Consider the following 21456-nt stretch of genomic DNA (forward strand, 5'->3'; position numbering starts at 1 on the left):
GGCCATATATAGGGTGCGCCACACACCCTTCAACCTATTGCCACGGTTTTGCCACATGCCAAAGATTAACGGAAACGAGATCCGCCCCGGGAACGTTCTGGAACACGACGGGGGTCTTTGGGCCGCTGTAAAAGTCGATCACGTTAAGCCCGGTAAGGGCGGCGCGTTCGCTCAGGTGGAGATGAAGAACCTGCGCGACGGTCGTAAGCTCAACGAACGTTTCCGCTCTGCTGACAAAGTGGAACGCGTACGTCTTGAGCAGAAGGACATGCAGTTCCTTTATGAAACCGACGGCATGCTGGCCTTCATGGACACAGAGACCTTCGACCAGGTCGAACTGCCCGCCGACATCCTTGGCGAACGCCGCCCGTTTTTGCAGGATGGCATGACCATTCTGGTCGAGTTTCATGACGAAGAGGCGCTCAACGCGACGCTGCCGCAGAAAGTGACCTGCAAAATCGTCGAAACCGAGCCTGTCGTCAAAGGCCAGACCGCGGCCAACTCCTTTAAGCCTGCCGTTCTCGACAATGGTGTGCGCGTGATGGTGCCACCGTTTGTTGGTCAGGATGAAGACATCGTGGTCAACACCGAGACCATGGAATACTCAGAGCGCGCCTAACACGCCGGCCAGTTGTGAATGATAAAGGGCGCGTTCATCCGCGTCCTTTTTTGTGTCTCGGGTCGTTAGTGGGCGCGTGCACCGTAGCGTCACCTGCCACCAGCGGTCCTGACGCTCGATCAAACCGCAGGTAGGCGATCGCCCGCCCGCCCGACTGTGTGAATAGCGTGCCTGCGGTCTTCCCATCGGCGGTGACAATTTCGGTGCCCACGGGGGCCGAGCCCTCGACCTCCACGCTCACCAACCCTTTGCGCAGATCGGTTTTGTGGTGCATCCGTGCGGTCACTTCCTGGCCGACGTAGCACCCCTTTTTGAAATCGACTCCGCCAAGGCGTTCAAACCCGGCCTCCAGAATATAAGTGTCAGGCGTCAACTCGATGCCCGTTTCGGGGATGCAATGTGCCACCCGCAGGGCGTCCCAATCGACATCTTCGCCCGTCCGCCCGTCATAGGCCCGCCATCCCATGGCCTCGTGGCGTGGGTCGCGGAACGCGCCTTCGGGCGTTTCGCCGATGCCGCGACTGACCGTGCGGTCGGACAGGGCCAAATCGACCTTGGAGCGCAGTTTGTACATCGTCAGGCGTTGCAGCAGTGCATCCGCCTCGCTTTCCTGGACGTCGAGGAGAACCAAATCACCCATGGGCACCAGAAAGAAGTCCACGATGAACTTGCCCTGCGGTGTCAGGAGCGCCGCGTAGACCACGTCGCCTTGCTCCAGTCGCCTTGCGTCGCCGGTCACCAACCCTTGCAGGAACTTCACCCGGTCGGGCCCCGAAATTTCAATGATTTTGCGCGCGGCCATGGCAATTCCCCTTTGTCACCCTTCATATAAGAGAAGTTCCGACGACTTAAAGCGAAAGGCCCCGTTGCACCGATGCGCGCTCCTATCTCTGTCATTATCCCGACACTCGATACGGCCCCCAAACTGCCCGATACGCTCGCGCGTCTGGCCGAGGGGCTGAATGCGGGGTTGATCCGCGAGGTGGTAATCACCGATGGCGGGTCGAGCGACGACATTGAAAAACTGGCCGAGGAAGCCGGCGCTGTCTTTGTGTCCGGTGATGCGGGGCGGGGCACGCAGATGCGTCATGGTGCCTTCGCGGCGCAGGGTGCGTGGCTGTTGTTTCTGCACGCGGACACGTGGCTGCCGGAGGGGTGGTCCGAGGAAGCTTTGCGCCACCTTGCAACGCCTGATCGCGCGCTGGCTTTTTCGCTGTCGTTTCGAGGCGGAGCTGTGGGAGGGCGCATCGTGGGTGCCGGCGCCAATCTGCGCTCACGGCTCTTCGGGTTGCCCTATGGCGATCAGGCGTTGTTGATTTCGCGCGCGCTATACGATGATGTGGGCGGCCATCCCGATATTCCCCTGATGGAGGATGTCGCAATCGCCCGCGCTCTAAAGGGACGCCTCGCGATCAGTCCTTTGCGCGTCCAAACAGACCCAGCACGCTATCAAAAGCACGGCTGGTTAGCCCAATCAGGCCGGAACCTTTGGCGCCTTCTTCGCTACCGCCTTGGCGCAGACCCTGCGGATCTCGCCCGCGCGTATTCCCGTCGCTGACCGTGCGCCCGTCGGCATATTGCAGGCGGTAGAGATCGGCATAGAGACCACCGCGCGCCAGCAGTTCGTCATGCGTGCCCTGATCAACCACGCGGCCTTTGTCCATCACCACAATCTTGTGCGCAGAGCGGATGGTGGACAGCCGGTGGGCGATTACCAAAGTCGTGCGTCCCTGCGACAGTTTTTCGAGCGCGTCCTGCACGATCTTTTCGGATTGCGCATCAAGTGCGGAGGTCGCTTCGTCCAACAGAAGTACGGGGCGGTCGCGCAGGATCGCGCGCGCGATGGCCACGCGTTGCTTTTGCCCCCCCGACAAGCCAGAGCCGCGCGGGCCCGCGGGCGTGTCGAGACCGTGGTCAAGCTTGGCAACGAAGTCGGACACATGGGCCGCATCAAGCGCGGATTTGAGCGCTGCCTCGCTCACCTCGGCGCCCATTTGAACGTTGTCGCGGATGCTTTCGTCAAACAACAGCGCGTCTTGGGACACAACCGAATAGAGCCCGCGCAGTTCATCGAGCGCCAGTGCATCCGTTGCCACGCCGCCGATCGTCACCAGACCCGTCACCGGATCGGCCAAGCGCGTCAACAGATGGAAGACCGTCGATTTCCCGGCACCCGATGCGCCGACGAGAGCCGTGGTTTCGCCCGCTTTGGCGGTAAACGTGGTGCCATCGAGCACAGGCGCGTCGGCATAAGCGAAATGCACGTCCTCAAACCGGATATCTGCATTCTCAGGCGCGATTGGCAGCGCGCGCGGTGCGGCGGGCGTTTCGATAACCGGCTTTTCCGACAGGATCGCATGCACCCTGTCGAGTGAGGCGCGCGCGGCCTGCCATGATCCCGATACGGCACCAAGACGTCGCAGGGGTTCGAACACCAATGCCATGGCGGTGAAAAACGACATGAACTCACCGACGGTTTTAGTCCCGTCGATGATCTGTTGGCCGCCATACAAAAGCACGCCAAAGAACCCGAGGCCCGCGACAATGTCCATCAGGGACGGGATGCCAACCTGACCGGCCTGCGAGCGTACCTGCGCGCTGATGTAGCCGTCGATTTCCTCGCCGAACCGGCGCGCTTCCCGCGCCTCCGTGCCGGCCAGTTTGATCGTTGTTGCGCCGTGGAAGATTTCGTCGAGACGGGTGGACACCCGACCCGCAACCTCGCGCGCGGTCCGCGTTGTTTTGCGAACAGAACGCTGCAAAAGCGCGATTGGCACCGATAGCAGCGGCGCACCGGCTACGGCGATCAAGGTCCATCGCCAATCCACCAGCAGGGCGACCGTCAACAGCGACAAAAGAGACACCGCATCACGTCCCAGCGAGGCTATAATCGACCGCAATAGAACAACCGCAGAGTTGGTGTCCCCCCGCGTGCGCTCGATCAGCGTGCCAGGTGGATTGCGTTGGAAAAACGCGCCATCCAGCGTGAGCATATGACCCACCAGATCGCATTGCATTTTGGCCGATACCCGTTCACCGACAAGCGCCAAAAGGACATTGTGGGAAAACGCCGACACGGCGCGCGCTGTAAACACGCCCATCACCGCGAGCGCGACCCAAATAACCGCGCCGGATTCGCCTGCGACCAGAACACGGTCGAACATCGGTTTGATGAGGTAGGACAGCGCGCCCAGCATGAGGCCTTCGGTCAGCATGAATATGGACGCAAAGGCGACGAGCCAGATCTGGCCGCGCATGTAATTCTGCCAGAGCCAGCTCAGCAACTCGGAGGTGCTTTTGCGCGGCGTGTCGGGCGTGCTCACGGAAATCTCCGGTAGCGTTTGAAGGTGCGGGTGGCTTCCTGCGGATTATAGTGGTTTTGGAGCCATTCGCGCACGCTCATCGCACCATGTTGATCCAAATCGCGCCCATAGAGGTCGAGAATATGGTCGAGAATGCCGGTCTTTGTAGACCGCAGGTGCATATAGCGCAGCGAAAGCTGTTTGCGCGCCTCGGATATGGGGACGCCTTCGAATTGCAAAAGATAGAGTGCCGCCGCAATGCCCGCACGATCCGCGCCCGATTTGCAGTGGAACAGAAACGGCTTTTCCAATGTCTCGAACAGGTCGAGCAAAGCGAGGTAATCGGCAGCCGGTAGGGCTGCGCGCGCGGTGAGGCGCGTGGCAACATAGGTGATCCCGTGACGGGCACAGGCATCGCGTTCCAACATGTCAAAGCTCAGGTTGGGCTCGCCACGCAGCGACACCACCGTTTTGATCCCCAAGGCCGCATAGCGTTCGATCCGGCGCGGTGAGGGTTGGTTCGACCGCCAGACGCCGGGCGCGATTTCATCGAGATTGGTCCACAGACCGCGCAGAAATGCGTGATCGAAGAGGTGGAAATGCAACGTCGCGAGGCGACGGGTGTAGGGCGTGGAGACATCGTTGCCGAAGCGTCCGACCTTGCCGTGCTCCAATGCTTTGAAGCCCTTCTTGAGCGCTGTGAACATGTAGCCTCGTTTGACACCTGCGGTGCCGCTTCTTTAACCGCTCAGCCCCTGTGCCGCAAGCAACGGGACCCGCGACCACGCGGCGATTGACGCGGGCGGCCACGGCGGCTACCGATTTGGACGCGAAATCTGCCAAAATGAGGTCACTTATGCCCGTAGCCAACGGTCGTCACTATCTCGCCATTCCGGGCCCTTCGGTTGTCCCTGATGCGGTCCTGCAGGCGATGCACCGTCCTGCGCCCAATATCTACACCGGCGAACTGGTCGAAATGACCCACGCTCTCGTGCCCGATCTCAAAAAGATTGCCCGCACGACCGGACATTTGGCGATGTATATCTCTAACGGGCACGGCCTCTGGGAGGCGTCCCTTACGAATTTTCTCTCGCGCGGTGACAAGGTTCTAGTTTGCGTGACGGGTACCTTCGGGTCCGGATGGGCCGATGTTGCAGAGGCGTTGGGGGCGGATGTTGCGCGCCTTGATTTCGGCAAACAGTCGCCCGTCGATCCGGATGCGCTACGTGAAATTCTCGCCGCCGACACGTCAAAAGACATCAAGGCCGTGCTCACCGTGCACGTCGACACAGCCACTTCTGTGCGTAACGACATTGCTGCGATCCGCGAAGCGATCGACGCAGAAGGTCACCCCGCATTGTTGGCTGTAGACTGCATTGCCTCGCTCGGATGTGACCGGTTTGAAATGGACGCGTGGGGCGTGGATGTCATGATCGCGGCCTCCCAAAAGGGCCTGATGACGCCACCGGGCATGGGGTTCGTGTGGTTCTCCGACAAAGCAGCCTCCGTGGGTGCGAGCGCAGATATGCGCACGCCCTACTGGGACTGGGAAACCCGCGCAAACCCCAGCGCTCTATACGAATATTTCGACGGTACCCCCCCAACGCATCACCTTTACGGTTTGCGCGCCGCAGTCGACATGATCCTCGAAGAGGGCATTGAAAACGTCTGGACCCGCCACGAAATCCTCGCAGGCACATATTGGGCCGCGATCCAAGCCTGGGGGAAGGGCGGAAAGTTGCGCTGCAACATCGCGGAACGCGAAAACCGTTCGCATGCTGTGACGACTCTGTCGCTGAGTGCGCCCGAAGCCACGCAGCTGCGCGAATGGTTGAGTGAGCACATGGGGATCACGCTCGGCATCCCCCTCGGGATGGCCGATTGGGAGGATCCGGAGTGGCACGGGCATTTCCGGATCGGGCATATGGGACACATCAATGCGCATATGGTCTTGGGGCTGATCGGTTCGATTGAAACCGCGTTTATTGCTTTGGGTATTCCACATGGCACAGGCGGCACTGCCGCCGCTGCTGCCTATCTGGCAGAGCAGGGGGGGATGGTTCCTCAGGCCGTGCCGCAGGAAGCTGGCACCTGCTGCGGCTAGGCCTCCGGGGAGCCTTTTAAAACATCTGCTCTTGCCAGAGGGAGGTGTCGCGCGAATATTTCCAGTTCGCCATCCGTCCCGACGCTGACGCGGATACAACGGTCTAGTGGCGCAATTCCGGGCATTCGCACGAAAACTCCGCGCGCCTCCAGCGCCCTTAGGAGCGCGCGCGCGAAGGCACCGTCGCGGCCTGTGTCCATCGTCACAAAATTGGTGGCAGAGGGCAGGGGCACCAAACCTTCGGCCCGCGCAATCTGCGCGAGCTTTTCGCGGCCACGCGAGATCCTGCCAACAACATCCTCCAAGTATTCTTGGTCGGCGAGTGCCGCGACCGCTCCCGCAAGGGCAACACGGTTAACGCCGAAGTGATTGCGCAGCTTGTCAAAGGCGCGGGCAATGTCGGGGTGCGCGATTCCATAGCCAATCCGTGCACCAGCCATGCCATAGGCCTTGGAAAAAGTGCGAAAGCGGATCACGCGCCGATCATCTATGTTGATTGGCGGACGTGTCGCCTCCGGAGCAAACTCGCAGTAGGCCTCATCGAGGACCAGAAGACAGCCATCGGGCACGGCCTCAATCATCGCCTGTACCGTCGCGGCATCATGCACCGATCCCATCGGATTGTTGGGGTTGGATAGGTAGACCAGTTTCGCCCGGACTTCGCGCGCCTTGCCGATCAACGCCTGCGGGTCTTCGTGGTTTTCTGCGTAGGGAACGGTGTGTAATGCTCCACCGACGCCGGCCACGTGATAGTTGAATGTGGGGTATGATCCGGCGGAGGTCACGACCGTATCGCCGGGTTCGACAAAGAGCCGAACCAACGTGCCAAGCAGCCCGTCGATCCCTTCGCCGATTGTCAAGGCTGCCTCCGGTATCCCTAGATGTTCTGCTAGAACCCGTTTGAGCGCGGGGGTCTCCGGCACGCCGTATTTCCAGATATCGCCGACCGCGTCGTGCATCGCCGCGATGGCGGCGGGCGAGGGTCCATAGGCCAGTTCGTTCGCACCGAGGCGCGCGTCAAACGGCGCGCCGCGCAGCTCTTCGAGGCGCTCGGGCGCAACGAAGGGCACGGTGTCGGGGAGGCTCTGGGCGATACGGGTCAGGCGATGATCAGTCATATTGCATGTGGTGCCGGAACCGCGGCGATGACGCAAGCTCTTGAAAAAGGTCAGCATTGTTACCACATATAGTGGGTGAAACGACGGGAGGGACCCCGAATGACCAAACTGAACCGCCGCGCCTTTCTGGCCTCGGCCGCCGCTGCCGCCTCTGTGCGCGCGCTGCCACCTGTTGCTGCAGCGATCAAAACCAAACCTGCGCGACGCATTCTCGAACTTGTCTACGACAAATCCATCGGGGCCATGCGCGCAATTGATCGCGTCGTTTACTGACAGCATTCGGGGTCTATCCCCCAAATAGAAACGCCCGCCAAAGGCGGGCGCTTCGTAATCTGGGTCGCTTGAGGCGACTATCAGGCAATTTCGGCCAATCGCGCCAGAGCGGCCTTGATCTTGGCCTCTTCTTCTTCGCGCGCGGCGAGGTTTTCCCGCGCCTCCGCGACGACATCCTCTGGTGCGCTTTCGACGAACTTCGGATTGTTCAAACGCCCGCGCAAACCGCCCAACTCTTTGGTCAGTTTTTGAAGAGCTTTTTCGAGGCGTGCCTTTTCCTCTGCGATGTCGATCACCCCTTCGAGCGGCAGCGCGAAACTCCCCCCCGGGACGGAGATCGTGATCGCGCCCTTGGGCATCGGGCCTTCGCTCAGGCTGTCGATACGCGCGAGTTTCATGATCATCGCTTCGTTTTCGGCCCAGGCCGCTTTTCCTGCCGCGTCCAATTCGACCTGAACCATCGGGATTTTCAGGCCCGCAGGGACATGAACCTCGGCGCGCGAGGACCGGATCGCTTCGATCAGCGTGATGACCCAGTTCATTTCCCGATCCGCGGCCGCATCGACCAACTCGTCGCCAAACTCCGGCCAATCGGTCAGGGCGAGCATTTCACGCCCCGGTTTCATGGTGCCCCAGAGTTCTTCGGTGATGAACGGCATGATCGGGTGCAACATGATCAGCGCCTGATCGAGAACCCAACCCATCGTCTGGCGTGTCTCTGCCTTGGTCGCATCGTCGCCATCGTAAAACAGCGGCTTGGACAACTCGACGTACCAGTCACAGAACTGGCCCCAAACAAACGCATAGAGCGCATTCGCCGCGTCGTTGAACCGGTATTCCGCAAATGCCTTATCGACGACCTGACGCACCTTTGCCGTCTCGCCGACAATCCATTTGTTCACGGTCGCGGTGGGGGCGGGGACCACGGAGGGGTCGTAATTCTCGAACACCTCGTTCATCTCGGCAAACCGCGCCGCGTTCCAGATTTTGGTGGTGAAGTTGCGGTACCCTTTGATGCGGTCCACAGAGAGCTTCAACACGCCACCAATCGAGGCCATAGCCGCATTGGTAAAACGCAGGGCATCGGCACCGAATTCGTCGATGATTTCCAGCGGGTCAATCACATTGCCCGTGGTTTTCGACATCTTCTTGCCCTTCTCGTCGCGCACGAGCTGATGCAGGTAGACGGTGTGGAACGGCACTTCGTCCACCACGGCAAGCTGCATCATCATCATGCGGGCGACCCAGAAGAACAGAATGTCCTGACCGGTCACCAACACGTCGGTCGAGAAGTATTTTGATGTGCTTTCGTCCCATTCAGGCCATCCGAGCGTCCCGATTGGCCAAAGACCGGAGGAAAACCACGTGTCGAGCACGTCGGGATCGCGGAACATCGGCAGGGTCATCGGGCCGTCAAAGGATCGGATCGCACCCTCGTCCTTCGTGTCGAGCAGGGTCATCTGCTCTTCGAGAACGGCGGCGGCTTCCTGCATGTCGGCGACGATGCGGAATTCGGTCCCTTCGGGCGATTGCAGCATGGCTTTCTCGATGGCCTCGGCCTCGGTCGGTGCACAGATCGCGTACCAGTCCTCTTTGCCGGGGATGTACCAAACCGGAATCTGATGTCCCCACCACAGTTGGCGCGAGATGCACCAGGGTTCGATGTTCTCGAGCCAGTGGAAGAACACCTTTTCACCGCTCTCGGGCATGATTTTGGTGCGGCCATCGCGAACAGCGTCCAGAGCGGGACCGGCCAGTTTGGCCGCATCCACATACCACTGATCGGTCAGCATCGGCTCCATCACCACTTTCGAGCGGTCGCAGAACGGCTGCATTATCGGCTTGTTCTCGACGTAGGGGACGGTCTCGGTGATCTCGGTTTCAACGCCCTCCTCATCTTTGACCTTGCGGGTTTGCGTGGTCATGACGGCCAGACCCTCTTCGGTGATCTGTGCGATCACGGCCTCGCGTGCCTCAAAACGATCCAGCCCGCGCAGCGCATCGGGCACGAGGTTGATGGCGTCCACTTCGGCTTCGGACAGGTTCTTTTTGCCCTTCGACACAGCCATGGCAATCGCCGCGGCTTCTTCATACGGGGCGCCGTCGGTGCGCATATGTGCGCGGGTGTCCATCAGACGATAGAGCGGGATGCCATTGCGCTGCGCGACGCCATAGTCGTTGGCATCATGTGCGCCGGTGATTTTCACCGCGCCCGACCCGAAATCGGGATCAGGGTATTCGTCGGTAATAATCGGGATCAACCGGCGGTGTTCTTTTGGACCGACGGGAATTTCGCACAGCTTGCCAACAATCGGCGCATAGCGTTCATCATCGGGGTGCACGGCAACCGCGCCATCGCCCAACATCGTTTCGGGCCGCGTGGTGGCGATAGCGATATAGTCGCGCTCCTCGCTCAGCGTGACATTCCCGTCCTCGTCCTTTTCGACGTAGGTATAGGTGACGCCATCCGCGAGAGGGTATTTGAAGTGCCACATGTGGCCGGCGACTTCGATGTTCTCGACTTCCAGATCGGAAATCGCGGTCTCGAAATGCGGGTCCCAGTTAACCAATCGCTTGCCGCGGTAGATCAGGCCCTGATTGTACATCTCGACAAAGACTTTGATCACGGCGTCGTGGAAATTGCCTTCTTCTCCCGCCGGCGCATTGGGCGCACCCGACATGGTAAAGGCGTTACGCGACCAGTCGCAGGACGATCCGAGGCGCTGAAGCTGGTTAATGATGGTGGAGCCGTATGTCCTCTTCCAGTCCCAGACCTTTTCGAGGAACGCCTCACGACCCAGTTCGGCGCGCGACGGTTGCTGTGTCGCCGCGAGTTCTTTTTCGACCATAAGCTGCGTGGCGATGCCCGCGTGGTCCTGACCGGGTTGCCAGAGCGTATCGAAACCGCGCATCCGGTGCCAGCGCACGAGAATGTCCTGAATGGTGTTGTTGAATGCATGACCCACATGCAAAGCGCCGGTCACGTTGGGCGGCGGGATCATGATCGAAAAGGTCTCATCGCGGCTCTTGTTGGCCCCCGCTTTGAAAGCTCCTGCCTTTTCCCAGGCGTCATAAATCCGCGGTTCTGCCGCATTTGCGTCAAATGTTTTGTGCATTGCCATTGTAGTCTGCCTGAATGAGCGTCTTTGGTCCGCCGTTGTGTATCGCGCGGGGCACCAGAGGGAAAGGGTGAAACCCGGGCAGCTCGACCTCCAGAACGGATGAATTGACCGGCGATCGGGGCATTGGGTCCCGCATGCCCTCGAACCCGAAGAGGTCTCAATGGCTCAGGAAACCGATATCCAAACCCTGCTCGGCAGGTTCCAGAACGATCCGTGGCACTCGGGCGTTGCCGTGAGCACATATGACTCCCTGACCGGACAGTCCGGCCATTACGGCAGTGGCGACCTCGATCCGGGAAAACCCTATTTCATCAATGGTGTGACAAAGCTCTATGTGGCAGCGATCATCATGCAAATGCGTGAAGAGGGCAAACTGACGCTCGACACACCGTTTCGCTCGCTTCTGCAGGGCTGCAAGCTTTGTAAAGAGATGCATGTGAAGGATGGCGTTGACTACACGGACGAACTCACCATCCGCCACCTCATGTCGCATACGTCGGGCCTCGGCGACTTCTTCGTGTATAAAAACTCGGACAAGGTGCGCAATCAGGGCGCGCTTCTGCGACATCGCCTGAGCGATGGAAAAGATATGGCATGGACGTTCGAGGAAGTCATACAGCGCACGCGATCCCATGGGGCGATTGCACGTCCCGGCGAAGGCCCCCGGGCCCGCTTCACGGATTCAAACTACCAAATTCTCGGTAAAGTCATCGAAATGATCGACCAAAAGAGTTTCGCGGAGATTGTGCAGGATCGCATCGTGACCCCCCTGGGACTGCGCGCAACCTATGTCTATTGCGATCCCTCCGATACACGCCCCGCCATGCCGATGTCCCGTGCGCGCCGCGTCGCAGTGCCCCTCGCGATGTCGTCGTTTCAGGCCGATGGCGGGATTGTCTCCACGGCGCGCGAGGCGTTGATTTTCACGCGCGCTTTCTTTGAGGGACGCCTGTTCGCGGCCGACGATCTCAATACCCTGTTTGACTGGCGGCCCCTGTTTTTCCCAACCGAGTTCGGTTTGGGGGTCATGCGGATCAAAATACCTCGGTGGTTGACGACGAGGTATCGCTGGCGCGACCCTGAAAACCTGTTGCGAAAGGTCCCGACACTTTATGGCCACCTCGGCGTCGGGGGCGCGTTTTGCCTCTATGCTCCGGCGGTGGGAGTGTACGTTGCGGGGAGTTGTAATCAACTTACCGGTCCGGCGCGCGCCGTGGTTTTGTCCATCCGTGCGCTGGAGGCGGTGATCGACGCCCGCAAACTCACGTCTCAGGAGCCGGTGATGGTATCGCAAAGCTCCTAAACTGAGCGGTCAAACTTGGTTGACAGATGGATCATACTGTCGATGTCCTGAACGCCTGCGAGGTCGGCGATCCGGTCCAGCGTTTCGTCGATATCTTCGGTCGATCCGCAGGCAATCTGCGCGATCAGATCCACACGACCTGTTGACGTTGCAACCATCTCGACCTCGGGAATGGCTTTTAGTCGTGCAACAACGGCGGTGACTTCACGGGGGACCGTTTCGATAAGAACCGTCGCGCGAATACGCCGCGCCGTCACCGCTTTGCCGAGCTTGATCGTGTAGCCCGCAATGGTCCCGTTTGATTCCATCTTCTCCAGTCGCGCCTGAACCGTGGAGCGCGCGACCTTGAAACGCCGTGCAAGTCGCGACACGGAGGTCGACGAATCCGTCGCCAGCGCGTTGATTATCTTCTGATCGAGTTCATCCATGTGGGCCCCAGAGTTCATATAGCAAATTAACTTTGCTACCTTACAATTTAACCATTGATCCGCACGTTTCAACGCTTTTCTTCGGCATTTTTGCGTCGCATATAACCTGAACTCGCACACAGGAAACGAAGCGCAGAGAGGCGCTCACGTCCTGGTTTGGAAACTCGCGCAAGCGCGTCCCAACCGGAAAATCCGGGTAAGATAGTGGCTGCGCTCTATTGGTGAAGGACACGACCAATGGGGCTCTCTAAAACAATCTGGGCAACGCCCACAGAATACCTCCGCAACCACGCGCCCGATCACCCGGTGCTGTTCTTTTCCCCCGCAACCCTGCAGGCAACTGCACGGCGTTTTATCGCCGGATTCCCGGGGCTTGTGACATTTGCTGTCAAATCGAACCCTGACGAACAAGTGCTCGCGAACCTCGTGGCTGCCGGTGTGTCCGGTTTCGACGTCGCATCGCCCGCCGAGATGGACACGATCAAACGCATCGCGCCGCACGCTGCCATGCATTACAACAATCCTGTTCGCGCGCGTTCGGAAATCCTGCATGCAGTTGAACTCGGTGTAAAATCCTACTCCGTCGACAGCCACTCCGAGCTCGTCAAACTCGGCGAACTCGTGCCTGCAGAGGGCGTAGAGGTTTCTGTTCGCTTCAAGCTGCCCGTCGAAGGTGCCGCCTATAACTTTGGCGCGAAATTCGGCGCGACCGTTGAAAAGGCCGTCGAACTCGTCACGCTTGCCGCCCAGCTGGGCTATACGACATCGCTCACCTTCCACCCGGGCACCCAGTGTACCGATCCGAACGCGTGGAAAACCTACATTCAGGCCGCTGCGCAGATCTCTCGCGAAGCCGGTGTCAACATTGCTCGACTGAACGTCGGCGGCGGCTTCCCTGCCTATCGCCTGACCGATGTTGCCCCCGATCTCGCAGCGATCTTTGCATTGATCGAACGTGAAACTGACGCCGCTTTTGGCGATGCCCGCCCCGCGCTTGTGTCCGAGCCCGGTCGCGCCCTCGTTGCAGAGGCCTACTCGCTTGCCACCCGTATCAAGGCAATCCGCGATGACGAGCACGTGTTCATCAACGACGGCGTCTACGGCGCGCTTTCCGAGCTTCACCTGATCGGCGTGATCGACCGCGTGCGTATCTACGGTCCGGGCGCAGAACTTCGCACCGGTGAAACCCGTTCGCGCACCGTTTTCGGTCCGACCTGTGATAGCCTCGACAAACTGCCGAGCGAACTGGCGCTGCCGCTTTCGATGGAAGAAGACGACCACATGATGTTCTACGGCGTTGGCGCCTATTCAACCGCTACCGCGACCCGTTTCAACGGCTTTGGTCAAATTACTTTCCAGACGGTTCAATCGCACGGCTGATCCGCGCTTTTGCGCTCTTTAACACCGAAGGCCTCACCGCTACTGTTGCAGTGAGGCCTTCGTCGTTTCAGGGAGCATATGCGCATGGAAAAGTTCGGGAAAAGCCAGCCGGTACGCCGCAAAGAGGACATTCGTTTTCTGACCGGACAGGGGCGGTATGTTGATGATATCGCACCGAAAAATACCGCTCACGCGGTTTTCCTGCGCAGCCCCGTTGCCCATGGGACGATCACGGAACTGGATGTCGGCGACGCGCGCGAAGCTTCCGGTGTTCTTGCGGTGCTGACCCATGACGACCTCATCGCGGCCGGCCTTCACGCCTATATGGGCGGCGAAACGGTGACGAACCGCGACGGATCCGATGGCGCAAAGCCCCTGCGTCCGATTCTCGCCAAAACCCGCGTGCGCCACGTCGGTGAAGCAATCGCCGTCGTGGTTGCCGAAACCGTCGCTGCCGCAAAAGACGCCGCTGAAATGATCATGGTGGAATTCGATGATCTGCCTGTGCATGTGGCGCTCGAGGTTGGCGGAGTGGCCATCCACGAAGAAGCCCCCGAAAACCTCGCCTATGACTACGGCAGGGGCGATGAAGCCGCCGTCGAGGCCGCCATCGCTGCGGCTGCACATGTTGTCACCAACCGCGTCTACGACAATCGGGTGATCGTGAACGCCATGGAAAATCGCGCCGCATTTGCTCAATGGGAAGACGGACGCTGCCATGTCTGTTTCAACGGGCAGGGCGTGTGGGGGATGAAAAGCGACCTTGCCGATGTCTTCAAACTGCCCAAAGAAACCTTTCGCGTGACCAACCCGGATGTCGGCGGCGGTTTCGGCATGAAGGCTGCGCCATATCCCGAGTACTTTGTCCTGGCAGAGGCCGCGCGGGTCACTGGGCGTCCCGTGCGCTGGGCGTCCGAGCGCACCGAGGCGATGCTGTCCGACCATGCCGGACGTGATCTGGTCTCAACCTGCACGCTCGCCTTTGACGCGGACAACAAAATCACCGCCTATAAGGTCGACACAATTTCCAACCTTGGTGCCTATAATTCGAATTACGGTCAGCCGATCCAGTCCGAGTTGTTCGAAAAGGTCCTTATGGGCACTTATGATGTCCAAACCACCTACCTTCATGTGCGCGGCATCTACACAAACACCACACAGGTTGACGCCTATCGCGGGGCGGGGCGGCCAGAGGCGATTTTTGCGCTTGAGCGCACAATGGATCAGGCGGCCCGTGAACTCGGTGTCGACCCCGTTGAATTGCGGCGCATCAATTTCATCAAACCGGACCAATTCCCGTATCGCTCGGCGACCGGCGAACTCTATGACGTCGGTGAGTTTGATCGCGTGTTCACCCGCGGGCTCGGTGAGGCCGATGTTGATGGTTTTCCCGCGCGCAAGGCGGCGAGCGAGGCGGCTGGAAAGCTGCGCGGCCTAGGTATCTGTTACTATATCGAATCTATCCTTGGTGATCGGGATGAATGGGCGGAGGTCGAATTCACGCCCGAGGGCCGTGTTAATCTCTACGTCGGCACGCAGTCAAACGGGCAGGGGCATGAAACGGTGATGACCCAGTTCCTCGCCGATCAAACCGGTATTCCCGCCACGCTCATCGACATCGTTCAGGGCGACAGCGACCGCATCGCCAAAGGGGGGGGGACCGGTGGGTCACGTTCGGTCACCACACAAAACAATGCAACGCTCAAAACCGTGGAAAAGGTCATTGCCGATCTGTCGGCCTTTCTGGAGGCGGAACTCGGCGGCACTGTCAGTTTTGATGACGAGCAATTCCGCGTCGCGGGCACGAATGAAGCGCCGACCATGTTGGAGGCCGTCGAAATGGCGCGCGCCAAGGGTCGTAAAGACCTGACCGACTGGCGTGTGCAGGGTGAAATCGAAGGTCGGAGTTACCCCAACGGTGTGCATCTGGCAGAGGTCGAGATCGACCCCGACACCGGGCGCGTGGCCGTCGTGAAATACGATGTCACCGATGATTTCGGCAATCTCATTAACCCGATGCTCGTCGAAGGGCAGGTCCACGGCGGTGTGGCCCAAGGTATTGGTCAGGCCCTGACGGAGATGTGTGTGATCGACGAAGACGGCCAACTCGTCACGGCGTCTTTCATGGACTATGGAATGCCTCGTGCCGATGACATGCCTTTCATCAAATTCACCACTGAGCCCGTGCCCTCGACCGCCAACGTCATGGGGATGAAGGGGTGTGGCGAGGCGGGCACGGTCGGCGCCCTTGCGGCCGTTGCCAATGCGGTGATGGACGCGCTTTGGCCGCTTGGGGTGCGCGAAATCGACATGCCTTTCACCTCCGAAAAGGTCTGGGCTGCAATTCGGGATGCAAAGCGTGCCGCCGCGTGATCGCGGATTACTCGCACGCCTAGGCCGGCTCCTACATGTCGGCCCGCGCATTCGTACGACCGGTGCCGCGCGCACCCGTGGTCCGATCACCCATGTCATCATCATGGACGGCACCATGTCTTCCCTTCGTGCGGGATCCGAAACCAATGCGGGGCTGACCTACAAGCTATGCTCAGAGGCCGCGGCCGGGGCCAACCAGCTGGTTCACTACGAGGCGGGCATCCAGTGGAACACATGGCGCGATGCGCGTTCTGTAATTGAGGGGCGCGGCATCAACCGCCAAATCTACCGTGTGTACGGCGCGCTTGCGTCGCGGTACCGGCCGGGCGACCGGATATATCTTTTCGGGTTCTCACGGGGAGCCTACGCCGTGCGCTCCCTTGCCGGGTTCATCGACAAAATCGGGCTCGTTCGCGCAGACCAGGCCACGGTGCGCAATATTCGTACCGGATATCGGCATTACCAATTTGATCCCAAATCCGATGCTGCGCGGACATTTGCCGCGAAAACTTGCCACGAACATGTCCCGATCGAATTTTTGGGCGTTTGGGACACGGTTTCGGCGCTTGGCATCCGATGGCCGATCTTGTGGCGGTTTTCGTCCGTGTTCCACGAATTCCACGATAACCGCGCCTCGAAATGCGTAAAACGCGCCTACCATGCGCTCGCCTACCATGAACGCCGCGCGGCCTATCAGCCGGTTCTATTTGACAGCAACCCCGACGCGGAAGGGCAGATTCTGCAACAGATGTGGTTTCGCGGCAGCCATGGCGATATCGGCGGGCAACTCGGTCGCAACGCGAAATCCCGCAAACTCGCCAACACGACCTTGGTGTGGATGCTGGACAAAGCGGAGGCTGCGGGTCTCGCCTTGCCCGAAGGTTGGCGCGGACGTTACCTCGCCGATCCGCATGGCCCTTCAATCGGCATGAATAAGGGGTGGGGCAAACTGTTTATCCTACGCAAATCGCGCCCCACAGGGCGCGATCCATCCGAGGTTCTGCACCCGGCCATTCACGCCGATTAGGACGTGGCCACACCTAGGTTCGCACAGATGTCGCGCGATAGAGCAGGGCGGTTGAGCGTGTAGAAGTGTAAATCTTCTACGCCGCCGGCGAGAAGTTTTTCACACATATCCGTGGCCAGGTCGACGGAAAGCTGGTGCGCATCGACGCCCTCTTTCGCGTAGGCTTCGTCGAGGTGCGCAGGGATCGGCGTGCCGCAACTTTCGGCGAATTTGCGTGCGCCTTTCCAGCTGACAATCGGCAGGATGCCCGGAATGATCTTGCCGGTGATCCCGGCTTTTTCGGCACGATCACGGAACCGGAAGAAGTTGTCCGGATCAAAAAAGAACTGTGTGATCGCACTATCTGCACCGGCTTCGAATTTCTGTTTGAGCCATTGAATGTCGGCGTTGCTATCGGCGGCTTCGGGGTGTGGATCGGGGTAGGCCCCAACACGCAGCTTAAATTTACCGGTCTGCGCGAGCGCTTCGATCAATTCGACCGAGTTGGCAAAGCCGTCGGGATGCGCGGTGAAGGCGCCTACGCCCTTGGGGGGATCGCCGCGCAGAGCCACGATTTCTGTCACGCCTGCATCCGCATAGCCCTGCGCAATTGCCATCGTTTCTTCTTTGGTGGCATCCACGCAGGTCAAATGCGCCGCGACATTGAGCCCGAATTTCCGCCCGAGCAGCCCGACTGCGTCATGGGTCAACTCGCGCGTGGTCCCACCGGCCCCATAGGTCACCGAGACAAAAGATGGATCGAGCTTGTGGAGGGCCTGAACCGTCTCGAACAGACCAAAGGTGGCCTCCATGTTTTTGGGCGGGAAGAACTCGAAGGAGATATTGGGTGTCTGGGTCATTGGGCTTTCGCTTTTCGCTTTGGCAGGCCTTGTCTCACACTCGGTGATGTGAGACAAATTCATAATTCTCAACATGAACATGAGCGGGCTTCATCTCATGCATCTCGAATTCCGGCATCTGCGCACCATAAAGGCGATCCATGAGGCCGGGGGTTTGGCGCGTGCCGCCGACCGGCTCAACATCACCCAATCGGCCCTTTCCCATCAGGTGAAGGGCCTCGAAGAGCAGGCCGGTGTCGAGCTTTTCGTACGGCGCTCAAAGCCTCTCAAGCTTTCCGCCGCTGGCCTGCGTCTGCTGGCACTGGCCGAAGACGTTTTGCCCCGCGTCGAAGCGCTCGAGGCCGAGTTTCGCGGCATCGAAGACGGCATGACGGGGCGTTTGCACATTGCCATGGAATGCCACGCCTGTTTCGATTGGCTCATTCCCGTGCTCGACCAGTTCAGACACGCCTGGCCCGAAGTGGATGTCGACATTCGCCTGCGCCTCGCCTTTGGCGCGCTCACGGCTCTCGACAAAGAGGCCGTCGATCTCGTCATTTCGTCGGACCCTGATCAAATGGACGGGATCACCTATATCCCCCTGTTCGACTACGCGCCGATGTGCGTGATGGCGGCCAAAAACCCATTGGCGCAAAAACCTTTTGTCGAGGCCGAGGATTTTCGCGACCAGACCCTGTTCACCTATCCGATGGACCGCGCGCGTCTGGATGTGTTCAAGGAACTGCTGACACCGGCAGGTGTGGAACCGGCCTCCGTGCGCCAGATTGAACTTACCGATGTCATTCTGATGCTCGTGGCGTCAAATCGCGGCATTGCCGTGCTGCCCGATTGGGTGATGCGAGAGGTGCGCACGCATCGTGATTACGTCGTGCGCCCCCTGACCGCGACCGGAAAGACGCGGCGCATGTTCGCGGCTGTGCGTGAAGCGGACGCCACAAAACCCTATATGGCGCACCTCATTCGCATTGCCAAAACCGAAGCGGTGAAGCTTCAGCGTTGACCACCCACGCACCCCCGCGCCATACCCCCTTCACATCTCCTGCGCTGCATCGTATACGCGCCACCTGCACCCACACCGCCGGAGGCCCCAAAGATGCAAGGCTCAGCCAATCTTAATGTGATGATCAAAGCCGCACGTGCCGCGGGCCGGTCTCTCACAAAAGACTTCCGTGAAGTCGAGAACCTTCAGGTTTCCTCCAAGGGACCGGGTGACTTTGTGTCGCGTGCTGATACGGCGGCTGAAACCATCATCCGCGAAATGCTGATGGAGGCCCGCCCGACCTACGGTTGGGTTGGGGAGGAAAGCAAACCGGTCGAAGGCACCGATCCGACGCGGCGCTGGATCGTCGATCCGCTCGACGGCACCACGAACTTTCTGCACGGTCTGCCGCATTGGGCAGTTTCCATTGCGCTGGAACACCGTGGTGAAGTGGTTGCTGCCGTTGTGTTTGATGCAGCGAAAGGTGAACTTTTCTGGGCCGAGAAGGGGTCGGGGGCGTGGATGAATGACACCCGCATCCGCTGTTCCGGCCGCACCAAAATGATCGAAGGCATTTTTGCCACGGGTCTGCCCTTTGGCGGCCGCCCCGATCTGCCTGATACCCTGCGCGACCTCGCGCGTGTCCTGCCGATGTGCGCAGGCGTTCGCCGTTGGGGCGCAGCATCCCTCGATCTCGCCTATGTTGCCACGGGCCGCTACGACGGATTTTGGGAACGTGGTTTGAACAGCTGGGACATGGCGGCGGGTCTGTTAATCGTTAAAGAGGCAGGCGGTTTCGTGCAGCCGATTAACCCTAAGGGCGATATTTTCGCCGACGGCGAGGTCATTTGCGGCAACGAAGGGCTGTTTGATCGGTTCTCAAAGGCGATTCGCGCCGCCTAAACGGCCACAAACCCGTCTCACCTCAGCGCATCATTGATCGGTCTGAACAATCGTGCCTGGCGCCCGCGATTTTCCCCGATCCGAGGCTTGCGACCACAAAATTGCCGATTTGAACGTGGTTAACGCCCAAATTAGGTCTTTTTTGAATGCGATAACCTTCGAAATGATCGGAGGGAAAGATCGTGTTTAAAATTTTGTGTAATCAAGTTCGCACCTATGCACGCCGCGACGAAGGTGCTGTCACCGTTGATTGGGTTGTCATCACGGCCGCTGTCGTTGGTCTGGGTATTGCCGTTGTGGCAAGCGTTTCCGGCGGAACCAGCACTTTGGGTGAAACCATCGGAACCGAAGTTGCTGGCGTAGAAGTCTACACCGGCGCAGATCAGGGCGACCCTGATCCAGAAGCACCGCCCGTAGATTAATTGTCGCTCTTGCGGCTCCGTTATCGGTCCGCAGGATGGTTGACCCCGTCGTACCACGGCACATCGCCGAGTTCTGACGGGTTTACCTCTTCGATTGCACCAACATTGACGCCGAATTCTAACGGATTCGAGCGTCTTTGGTGGTGTGTGTAGATCCCGCAGGTCCCACAGAAGTAGTGTTTGGCCACGCCAGTGCCAAAGGTGTAGAGCTGCAAGGTCTCACCCTTGATCACGTCCACGCCGCCCAGAGCCGCCGAAACCATGATTGCGCCGCGCCGGCGGCAGTAAGAGCAGTCGCACCGCCGTGCAGTGTTGAGCCCATCCAGCAGGGTCACGCGCAATTCAACGGCGCCGCAATGGCAGGTCACTTTTACTGTTTCATCTGTGGTCATCGACGTCTTCTGACGCTGGGGATGTTGCTCTGCTCAAAACGATAGCGCGCTGCCGCGTGTGGCGGGTGACCGTGGTGCCGGTTCCAGAACTGTATCCCGCCTAGCCGTTGCCAGAGGGGGTGCGCCAGCAATACACCTGCAATGAAACCGCCCGCGTGCGCCAGATAGGCCACGCCGCCGCCCTCAGATGAGGCACCCAAACCGCCGAACACCTGTAACCCGAACCAGATGCCCAGCATCAACCAGGCAGGGAAGGGAATGACTTTGAAGATGACGATAAAGATGAACAAAACATCCACGCGTGCTTTCGGGAAAAGAAGCAAATAGCCTCCCATCACGCCCGCAATTGCACCAGACGCGCCTACCATAGGCACCGAGATGTGCGGGGCGGCGATGTATTGGGCAAATCCTGCGGCAAATCCGCAGATCAAATAGAAACCGAGGTAGGGGATATGCCCCATTTCGTCTTCCAGATTGTCGCCGAAAATCCATAAAAACAGCATGTTACCCGCAATATGCATGAAACCGCCATGCATGAATGTTGAAGTCACAAACGTAAAATACCCCTCCCCGGCACTGATCCGTGCGGGCACGAGGGCATAGTCAGAAAACACCTGAATGAGCTTCGCGTCATCCGCGTAGGCGGGAAGCATGGCGAGAAAGACGGCAATATTCACCGCCATAAGCGCGTAGGTGACTATGGCAGGATGGCGGGATGGGTTGTGATCACGGATTGGAAACATGCAACCGAAACTCGGTGCATTTGCCTGCCGCGTCAAGCATGCTGATGCGTTTCGCGACAATTGGAGGCCTGAGAAAACGTGGATATCTCGGCGTAGCCTGCGTGCACATACATTAGGGTCTTTCACCCT

General features: G+C 59.5%; 19 protein-coding genes and 1 pseudogene. 11 read left to right on the forward strand and 9 right to left on the reverse strand.

Translation table 11 applies throughout. The features are described from left to right. Window positions 1-55 precede the first annotated feature (55 nt). Entirely contained in the window at window positions 56-619 is a 564-nt protein-coding gene (gene efp / locus ABD815_RS09930; protein ID WP_344846835.1) for an elongation factor P, read from the forward strand. Window positions 620-653: 34 nt separating this feature from the next. On the opposite strand, the gene ygfZ is transcribed toward efp, so the two are convergent. Then, window positions 654-1421 (reverse strand): CAF17-like 4Fe-4S cluster assembly/insertion protein YgfZ, encoded by a 768-nt coding sequence (gene ygfZ / locus ABD815_RS09935; RefSeq protein ID WP_344846837.1) that lies wholly within the window; start codon window positions 1419-1421, stop codon window positions 654-656. Between the two features lie 72 nt (window positions 1422-1493). Here ygfZ and ABD815_RS09940 point away from each other — a divergent pair. Continuing rightward, a pseudogene (locus tag ABD815_RS09940) lies at window positions 1494-2105 on the forward strand (TIGR04283 family arsenosugar biosynthesis glycosyltransferase); the annotation flags it as partial. Here the strand turns inward: ABD815_RS09940 and ABD815_RS09945 are convergent. Further along, window positions 2032-3876 carry an ABC transporter ATP-binding protein gene (locus ABD815_RS09945; RefSeq protein WP_425549868.1) on the reverse strand — a complete coding sequence of 615 codons (1845 nt, stop codon included), beginning with the start codon at window positions 3874-3876 and terminating at the stop codon, window positions 2032-2034. The pseudogene ABD815_RS09940 and the gene ABD815_RS09945 sit on opposite strands and share 74 nt — an antisense overlap. A gap of 62 nt (window positions 3877-3938) precedes the next feature. Beyond that, complete coding sequence (locus tag ABD815_RS09950; RefSeq protein ID WP_344846841.1) at window positions 3939-4628, reverse strand: phosphatase domain-containing protein; 690 nt, start codon at window positions 4626-4628, stop codon at window positions 3939-3941. Window positions 4629-4777: 149 nt separating this feature from the next. On the opposite strand from ABD815_RS09950, the gene ABD815_RS09955 reads away from it, so the two are divergent. After that, the gene (locus tag ABD815_RS09955) at window positions 4778-6025 is read left to right on the forward strand and encodes a pyridoxal-phosphate-dependent aminotransferase family protein (protein ID WP_344846843.1); all 1248 of its coding nucleotides are present in this window, start codon (window positions 4778-4780) and stop codon (window positions 6023-6025) included. Here the strand turns inward: ABD815_RS09955 and ABD815_RS09960 are convergent. Next, complete coding sequence (locus tag ABD815_RS09960) at window positions 6022-7143, reverse strand: pyridoxal phosphate-dependent aminotransferase (protein ID WP_344846845.1); 1122 nt, start codon at window positions 7141-7143, stop codon at window positions 6022-6024. The two genes, ABD815_RS09955 and ABD815_RS09960, sit on opposite strands and share 4 nt — an antisense overlap. Before the next feature lie 99 nt (window positions 7144-7242). Here ABD815_RS09960 and ABD815_RS09965 point away from each other — a divergent pair, with 99 nt between their 5' ends. Then, window positions 7243-7416: a Tat pathway signal protein gene (locus ABD815_RS09965; protein ID WP_344846847.1), complete on the forward strand. Its 174-nt coding sequence runs from the start codon at window positions 7243-7245 to the stop codon at window positions 7414-7416. Window positions 7417-7496: 80 nt separating this feature from the next. On the opposite strand, the gene ABD815_RS09970 is transcribed toward ABD815_RS09965, so the two are convergent. Further along, a complete protein-coding gene (locus ABD815_RS09970) occupies window positions 7497-10538 on the reverse strand; it encodes a valine--tRNA ligase (RefSeq protein ID WP_344846849.1) in 3042 nt (1013 codons plus the stop codon). Between the two features lie 160 nt (window positions 10539-10698). Here ABD815_RS09970 and ABD815_RS09975 point away from each other — a divergent pair, with 160 nt between their 5' ends. Continuing rightward, window positions 10699-11841: a serine hydrolase domain-containing protein gene (locus ABD815_RS09975; protein WP_344846851.1), complete on the forward strand. Its 1143-nt coding sequence runs from the start codon at window positions 10699-10701 to the stop codon at window positions 11839-11841. On the opposite strand, the gene ABD815_RS09980 is transcribed toward ABD815_RS09975, so the two are convergent. Then, window positions 11838-12269, reverse strand: coding sequence for an Lrp/AsnC family transcriptional regulator (locus tag ABD815_RS09980; RefSeq protein ID WP_344846853.1), 432 nt, complete (start codon window positions 12267-12269; stop codon window positions 11838-11840). The genes ABD815_RS09975 and ABD815_RS09980 overlap by 4 nt on opposite strands. A gap of 237 nt (window positions 12270-12506) precedes the next feature. On the opposite strand from ABD815_RS09980, the gene ABD815_RS09985 reads away from it, so the two are divergent. From ABD815_RS09985 to ABD815_RS09995, 3 genes are all read left to right on the forward strand, one after another. Then, window positions 12507-13649 (forward strand): type III PLP-dependent enzyme, encoded by a 1143-nt coding sequence (locus ABD815_RS09985; protein WP_344846855.1) that lies wholly within the window; start codon window positions 12507-12509, stop codon window positions 13647-13649. An 84-nt stretch (window positions 13650-13733) separates the two neighbouring features. Next, window positions 13734-16022 carry a xanthine dehydrogenase family protein molybdopterin-binding subunit gene (locus tag ABD815_RS09990; RefSeq protein ID WP_344846857.1) on the forward strand — a complete coding sequence of 763 codons (2289 nt, stop codon included), beginning with the start codon at window positions 13734-13736 and terminating at the stop codon, window positions 16020-16022. Next, window positions 16000-17049 carry a DUF2235 domain-containing protein gene (locus ABD815_RS09995; protein ID WP_425549854.1) on the forward strand — a complete coding sequence of 350 codons (1050 nt, stop codon included), beginning with the start codon at window positions 16000-16002 and terminating at the stop codon, window positions 17047-17049. Before ABD815_RS09990 ends, ABD815_RS09995 begins: the two co-directional genes overlap by 23 nt. Here the strand turns inward: ABD815_RS09995 and metF are convergent. Continuing rightward, window positions 17046-17888: a methylenetetrahydrofolate reductase [NAD(P)H] gene (metF, locus tag ABD815_RS10000; RefSeq protein WP_344846861.1), complete on the reverse strand. Its 843-nt coding sequence runs from the start codon at window positions 17886-17888 to the stop codon at window positions 17046-17048. The genes ABD815_RS09995 and metF overlap by 4 nt on opposite strands. Before the next feature lie 97 nt (window positions 17889-17985). Here metF and ABD815_RS10005 point away from each other — a divergent pair, with 97 nt between their 5' ends. From ABD815_RS10005 to ABD815_RS10015, 3 genes are all read left to right on the forward strand, one after another. Then, a complete protein-coding gene (locus tag ABD815_RS10005) occupies window positions 17986-18888 on the forward strand; it encodes a LysR family transcriptional regulator (RefSeq protein ID WP_344848592.1) in 903 nt (300 codons plus the stop codon). 93 nt (window positions 18889-18981) lie between these two features. Then, window positions 18982-19770, forward strand: coding sequence for an inositol monophosphatase family protein (locus ABD815_RS10010; RefSeq protein WP_344846863.1), 789 nt, complete (start codon window positions 18982-18984; stop codon window positions 19768-19770). A 182-nt stretch (window positions 19771-19952) separates the two neighbouring features. After that, on the forward strand, window positions 19953-20192 hold the full coding sequence (locus ABD815_RS10015) for a hypothetical protein (protein WP_344846865.1): 240 nt from the start codon (window positions 19953-19955) through the stop codon (window positions 20190-20192). A 20-nt stretch (window positions 20193-20212) separates the two neighbouring features. Here the strand turns inward: ABD815_RS10015 and ABD815_RS10020 are convergent, their stop codons facing one another. After that, window positions 20213-20584 (reverse strand): GFA family protein, encoded by a 372-nt coding sequence (locus ABD815_RS10020; RefSeq protein ID WP_344846867.1) that lies wholly within the window; start codon window positions 20582-20584, stop codon window positions 20213-20215. Beyond that, a complete protein-coding gene (locus tag ABD815_RS10025) occupies window positions 20581-21327 on the reverse strand; it encodes a rhomboid family intramembrane serine protease (RefSeq protein ID WP_344848595.1) in 747 nt (248 codons plus the stop codon). The genes ABD815_RS10020 and ABD815_RS10025 overlap by 4 nt, the downstream gene beginning before the upstream one ends. Window positions 21328-21456 lie beyond the last annotated feature (129 nt).

It is taken from the genome of Celeribacter arenosi, assembly GCF_039539485.1.
In the GTDB taxonomy this organism is placed as follows: domain Bacteria; phylum Pseudomonadota; class Alphaproteobacteria; order Rhodobacterales; family Rhodobacteraceae; genus Celeribacter; species Celeribacter arenosi.